The following is a 5,366-nucleotide window of genomic DNA, read 5'->3' as shown; positions in this document are numbered from 1 at the left end:
CGGCGGGGCAGGGGAGCGGGCGTGGCGCGGGCTTCGGGGTTATCCTCGGGGCCCGTGCTCCTGCCCGTCCTCACCGGTGTGTGGTTGTCGCTGTCCGGTGCGCTCGGCACGGAGCTGCGGCGGGACGGCTACAGCTTCCGGCCTCCGGACACGTTCCGGATGGCGCGCTGGGAGCGCTACACCGGCTCCCAGGTGGGCGCGGTGTCGGGGGACGGCGTGCGCACGCGCGGCCTGTCCGCGGCGCTGGCGGATGGGGAGGGCCCGGACGCGGCCACGTTCCTCATCGCCGTGGTGGACGGGGACTTCTCCGCCAGTCCTTCCGAGCGTGATTCCTTCTCCACCGCCGTGGTCCAGCACTTCCAACGCGAGCTGGGCGTGGCGCTGACGCCGGAGCGCGTGGACCGCGTGGGTGGACCGGTGCCCCGGGTGGAGGTGCTGGGGACGCTGCGTGAAGCAGGGCAGGTGCGCACGGTGCTGGTGACGGGGCTGGCCTCCGAAGGCCGCCACGCCGTGGTGACGGTCAGCGCGCCCGCCGCCCGCTGGGACGCCCTGGCCCCCGGAGTGCGCGCCTCGCTGGAGACCTTCCGCATGGAGGCTCCGGTGGCGGGTGTCGTCTCCCGGCGGCTCGCGGGGGCGCTGGCGGGCACCCTGGCCGGGGCCCTGCTGGTGTCGTACGCGGCCTGGCGCCGCCGCCGGCAGGGGGAGGGGCCAGCCACTTCGTAGCGCCGCCTGACAGGAGGGCCAAGGCGTCCCCCGGTGGGGCTCGCGGTGGGATACGGTGCCACCGCCCATGTTCTCCCTTCTCCTTGTCGCCGTGCTCGCGCAGGAGCCCGCGGCTCCTCCGGAGCCTTCGGCGTCCCCAGCCCCGCCGGTGGTCCTCCCGGCGCCGGACGCTGGCGTCGCGGACACGGTGGTGCCGCCCCTGCCGGTGGCCTCGCTGCCCCCGGCCACGCACGAGCTGTTCCGCCGCATCCAGGGCCGCGTCTCGCAGGTGCGCATCATCGAGCGCCGCTCCGGGACGAAGTCCTCCATCGGCTCCGCGTTCTTCGTGAGCGCGAAGGGCCACGCCCTCACGAACTACCACGTCGTCTCCGACCTGGTGCTCCACCCGGAGGACTACACGGCGGAGCTGGACCGCGGCGACGCGACGGTGCCGGTGCGCCTGCTCGCGGTGGACGTGGCGAGCGACCTGGCCGTCATCCAGGTGGACGCGCCCGTCAGCGACTACTTCAAGCTGGAGGAGCACGAACCGCCGCAGGGCACGCGCCTGTTCGCCATGGGCAACCCGCGCGACCTGGGCACCACCATCGTGGAGGGCACCTACAACGGCCTGGTGCGCGACGCCCTCTACGAGCGCGTGCACTTCAGCGGCGCCATCAACCCCGGCATGAGCGGCGGGCCCACGCTCAGCGGCGAAGGCGGCGTCGTGGGCGTCAACGTGGCCACCATGGGCAACCAGGTGGGCTTCCTGGTGCCGGTGTCCCGCGCGCGGGCGCTGCTCGACCGGGCGCTGGAGCAGGGCGCTCCGCCGGAGCCGGCCGCGCTGATGACGTCCGTGAAGGAGCAGCTGCTGGCCAACCAGCAGCGCATCACCGACCGGCTGATGGCCACGGAACTGCCGAAGCAGTCGCTGGGCGGGTACCGCGTCCCCGGCCGCTGGAGCCCCTTCCTCAAGTGCTGGGGCGACACGCCGCATGATCCGGAGACGCCCTACACGGTGACGAGCTACCAGTGCTCCTCCGAGGAGGACATCTTCCTGTCCTCCAGCCACCGCACGGGCGTGGTGGCCTACCTGCACCAGCACGTCGAAAGCCAGAAGCTGGGCGCGATGCGCTTCTCCGCGCTCTACAGCACGCTCTTCTCGCAGGACCCGGACGCGGTGGCCGCCACGCGCGAGGACGTCACCAACTTCCGCTGCAAGTCGGAGTTCGTGGACGTGAACGGCCTCACGGTGCGCGCCGCCATCTGCCTGCGTGCCTACCGCCGCTTCCCGGGCCTCTACGACCTGGTGCTGCGCGCGGCCACGCTGAACGCCTCCACGCACGGCGTGGACACCAGCCTCACGTTGGGCGGCTTCTCCGCGGAGAACGCCCGCAAGCTGGCTCGCCGCTACCTGGAGGGGCTGTCGTGGGTGAAGTGATCTTCCTGGAGGTGCTGGAAGGGGACGCCGTCCAGTCCCGCCACCGGCTGGACACGCTGCCGGTGACGGTGGGGCGCGGCTACACCAACGACATCATCCTGGACGACCCGAAGGTCTCCGCCGAACACCTGCGCCTGGAGCGGCGCGAGGACGGCGCGGTGGTGCTGCATGACGTGGGCAGCGTCAACGGCACCTTCAGCGTGGAGCCGTGGGCGGCGCTGAAGGAGCTGATCATCACGCCGGACGCGCGGGTGTCCGTGGGGGACACGGTGCTGCGCTTCCGGCCCCGCTCCTTCGTGGTGGAGGACACCGTCGTCAACGAAGCGCCTGAAGCGCCCAGCGAGCGCTTGATCGAGCGCCCCCGGGCCTTCGCGCTCGCGCTGCAGGCGCTGGTCGTGACGTCCTTCATCTCCGAGCGGGTGACCCAGTTCCGGAAGACGGACTGGGGCGACCTGCTGATGTCCGCGGTGGTGCCCCTGGGGCTGGCGCTCCTGTGGGCCGGGGGCTGGTCGCTGGCGAGCCGCATCGCGCGCAAGCGCTTCCACTTCCGCGTGCACGCCACCATCGCCGCCCTGGTGCTGCTGGGCTTCGCACTGCTACCGCCCTTGTTCGCGCTCGTGAGCTTCAGCTTCTCGCTGGGCTCGTGGCTGGGCTTCGTGCGCACGCTGGCCGTGCTGGGACTGGTGGGGTGGGGGCTCTACTGGCACCTGCGCTACGTGACGCGCTGGAGCGGCAAGCGGGTGGTGCGCGGGCTCGTCATCGCGTCGGTGGGCGTGCTGGTCCTCACGAACGCGTCGGAGATGCTGGGCAACGAGCCCTTCAGCGAGGAGCTGGAGTTCCCCCGCTCGCTCCTGCCGCCGGTGCTGCGCGTGGCCCCGGCGCACTCCATGGACTCGTTCTTCGAGGACGTGAAGCCGCTGGAGAAGAAGGTGGACGCGCTCGTGAAGGAGCGCTGAGGCGCGTCCACCCCTGGCACCGCTCTACAGGCCGCGCACCGCGTGCGGCTTGTAGGGGGCCTCCAGCGCCTTCACCTCTTCCGGCGTCAGCTTGAGGCTCACGGCCTTCACCGCGTCCTCCAGGTGCTCGGGCTTCGTCGCGCCGATGATGGGCGCGGTGACGACGGGCTTGGACAGGAGCCACGCCAGGGCCACCTGCGCGGGCGGGGCCTTGCGCGCCTCCGCCACCTGCTTCACCGCCTCCACCACGTCCCAGTCCCCGGGCTGGTTGTAGAGGATGGGCGACAGCGTGTCGGAGCCCGCGCGCGTCGTGGCCTCCTTGTCGTCCAGCGACTTGCGCGAACCCGCGAGCAGCCCTCGCGCCAGCGGCGACCAGGGGATGACGCCCACGCCCTCCGCTTCGCAGAGGGGCAGCATCTCCCGCTCCTCCTCGCGGTAGACGAGGTTGTAGTGGTTCTGCATGGACACGAAGCGCGCCCAGCCGTTGCGCTCGGACACGCTGAGCGCGCGCATGAACTGCCACGCGTACGCGGAGCTCGCGCCCAGGTAGCGCACCTTGCCCTGGCGCACGAGCTGATCCAACGCGGACAGCGTCTCCTCGATGGGCGTGTTCGGGTCCATCCGGTGGATTTGATAGAGGTCGATGGTGTCCACGCCCAGCCGCTTGAGGCTCGCCTCGCACGCCTGGGTGATGGCCTTGCGCGACAGGCCGCGCTCGTTCTGGCCGCTGCCCGTGGGGAAGTAGACCTTCGTGGCCAGCACCACCTCGTCCAGCTTCGCGTACTTGCGCAGCGCGCGGCCCGTCACCTCTTCACTGACCCCGTCCGAGTACATGTTCGCGGTGTCGAAGAAGGTGACGCCCAGCTCCACCGCGCGGCGGAAGAAGGGCTGCGCCGCCTCTTCGTCCAGCACCCACGGGCGCCACTTCGGGGTGCCGTAGCTCATGCAGCCCAGGCAGATGCGGGAGACCCGCAGGCCGGTGTGTCCCAGGTTGGCGTACTTCATGGGTCCGCTCCTTCGTGTGTGGTGCCAGAGAGGTTCGCTGCTTGCGTATGCCCAGCATGAGCGAGCGCTTCAACCTCCTGTCGCCGGAAGTGAAGGCCAACCCCTATCCCACCTACGCCCGCATGCGCCGCGAAGCCCCCGTCTGTCAGGTGGAGCCCGGTGGCATGTGGGCCGTGTCGCGCCATGAAGACGTGCTGCGCGTCCTCAAGGACCCCCAGCGCTTCTCCTCGCAGGGCTTCCGCGTGGCCACCAACCCGCCCTGGCTGGGCGGCAATCCCTTCTCCGAGTCCATGCTCACCATGGACCCGCCCCAGCACGGCCGCCTGCGGGTGCTGGTGCAGAAGGCGTTCGGCGCAGCCGCCATGGCCCGGCTGGAGCCCCGCGTGCGCGACCTCTGCCGGCAGGCGGTGGCGGAGCTGCCCCGCGGCGTGCCCGTGGACCTGATGCCCCCGTACGCGCTGCGCATCCCCGCCGCAGTCATAAGCGAGCTGCTGGGCCTGGACCCCGCGCGCGCCACGCGCCTGAAGCAGTGGGCGGACCTCATCACCGGCGGCGTCACCACCGTCCGGCCGGAAGAAGAGGACCGCAAGCAGCGGGCCCGCGACGCGGTGGCGGAGCTGCGCCAGTACTTCGGCGAGGTGCTGGACGCCCGCGCCCGCGCGCCCGGCACGGACCTGGTCAGCGAGCTGCAACAGGCCCGCGTGGACGGCGAGGCCCTGTCCAAGGACGAGCTCATCGCCTTCATGGCGCTCCTCTTGGTGGGCGGCATCGAGACGGAGGTGCACCTCCTGGGCGCGTCGCTCGTCGTGCTGAGGGAGCACCCGGAGATCTGGGCCCAGCTGCGCTCGGACCGCTCGCGCATCCCCGCGTTCATCGACGAGGTGCTGCGCTACGAACCGCCCGCCCAGGCCGCGCCGCGCCTCACCACGGAGGCGGTGGAGCTGGGCGGGGTGAGCCTGCCCAAGGGCGCCCCCGTGCTGGTGCTCCTGGGCTCCGCGGCGCACGACGAGGCGCACTTCCCGGACGGCGACCGCTTCAACCTGTCCCGCCCCAGCCCGCAGAACCTGCCCTTCGGCCACGGCGTCCACTTCTGCCTGGGCGCGCAGCTGGCGCGCATGGAGGGCCGCCTGGCCCTGGAGGCCATGCTGGACGCCTTCCGCCACGTGCAGGCCGGCCCGGAGCCCATGACGTGGCACCGCACGCTGGTGGTGCGCGGGCCCGCCACGCTGCCGCTCGTCCTGCACCCGCACTGATGCGAAGACAGG

The 5,366-nt window shown here is 71.8% G+C and carries 5 protein-coding genes; 4 read left to right on the top strand and 1 reads right to left on the bottom strand.

Features of this window, described 5'->3' with window-relative positions:
- Positions 1–54 precede the first annotated feature (54 nt).
- From D7V80_RS01160 to D7V80_RS01150, 3 genes are all read left to right on the top strand, one after another.
- Entirely contained in the window at positions 55–723 is a 669-nt protein-coding gene (locus tag D7V80_RS01160) for a hypothetical protein (RefSeq protein ID WP_120586416.1), read from the top strand.
- Between the two features lie 67 nt (positions 724–790).
- Complete coding sequence (locus tag D7V80_RS01155; RefSeq protein ID WP_120586415.1) at positions 791–2,140, top strand: serine protease; 1,350 nt, start codon at positions 791–793, stop codon at positions 2,138–2,140.
- Positions 2,128–3,096: an FHA domain-containing protein gene (locus tag D7V80_RS01150; protein ID WP_120586414.1), complete on the top strand. Its 969-nt coding sequence runs from the start codon at positions 2,128–2,130 to the stop codon at positions 3,094–3,096. The genes D7V80_RS01155 and D7V80_RS01150 overlap by 13 nt, the downstream gene beginning before the upstream one ends.
- Before the next feature lie 24 nt (positions 3,097–3,120).
- Here the strand turns inward: D7V80_RS01150 and D7V80_RS01145 are convergent, their stop codons facing one another.
- Positions 3,121–4,101, bottom strand: a complete 981-nt coding sequence (locus D7V80_RS01145) for an aldo/keto reductase (RefSeq protein WP_120586413.1) — start codon at positions 4,099–4,101, stop codon at positions 3,121–3,123.
- 56 nt (positions 4,102–4,157) lie between these two features.
- Here D7V80_RS01145 and D7V80_RS01140 point away from each other — a divergent pair, with 56 nt between their 5' ends.
- The gene (locus D7V80_RS01140; protein WP_120586467.1) at positions 4,158–5,354 is read left to right on the top strand and encodes a cytochrome P450; all 1,197 of its coding nucleotides are present in this window, start codon (positions 4,158–4,160) and stop codon (positions 5,352–5,354) included.
- Positions 5,355–5,366 lie beyond the last annotated feature (12 nt).

It is taken from the genome of Corallococcus sp. CA054B, assembly GCF_003611625.1.
Taxonomy (GTDB): domain Bacteria; phylum Myxococcota; class Myxococcia; order Myxococcales; family Myxococcaceae; genus Corallococcus; species Corallococcus coralloides.
The sequence above is the reverse complement of the archived record's forward strand: the minus strand, read 5'-3'. Positions and strand labels throughout refer to the sequence as shown.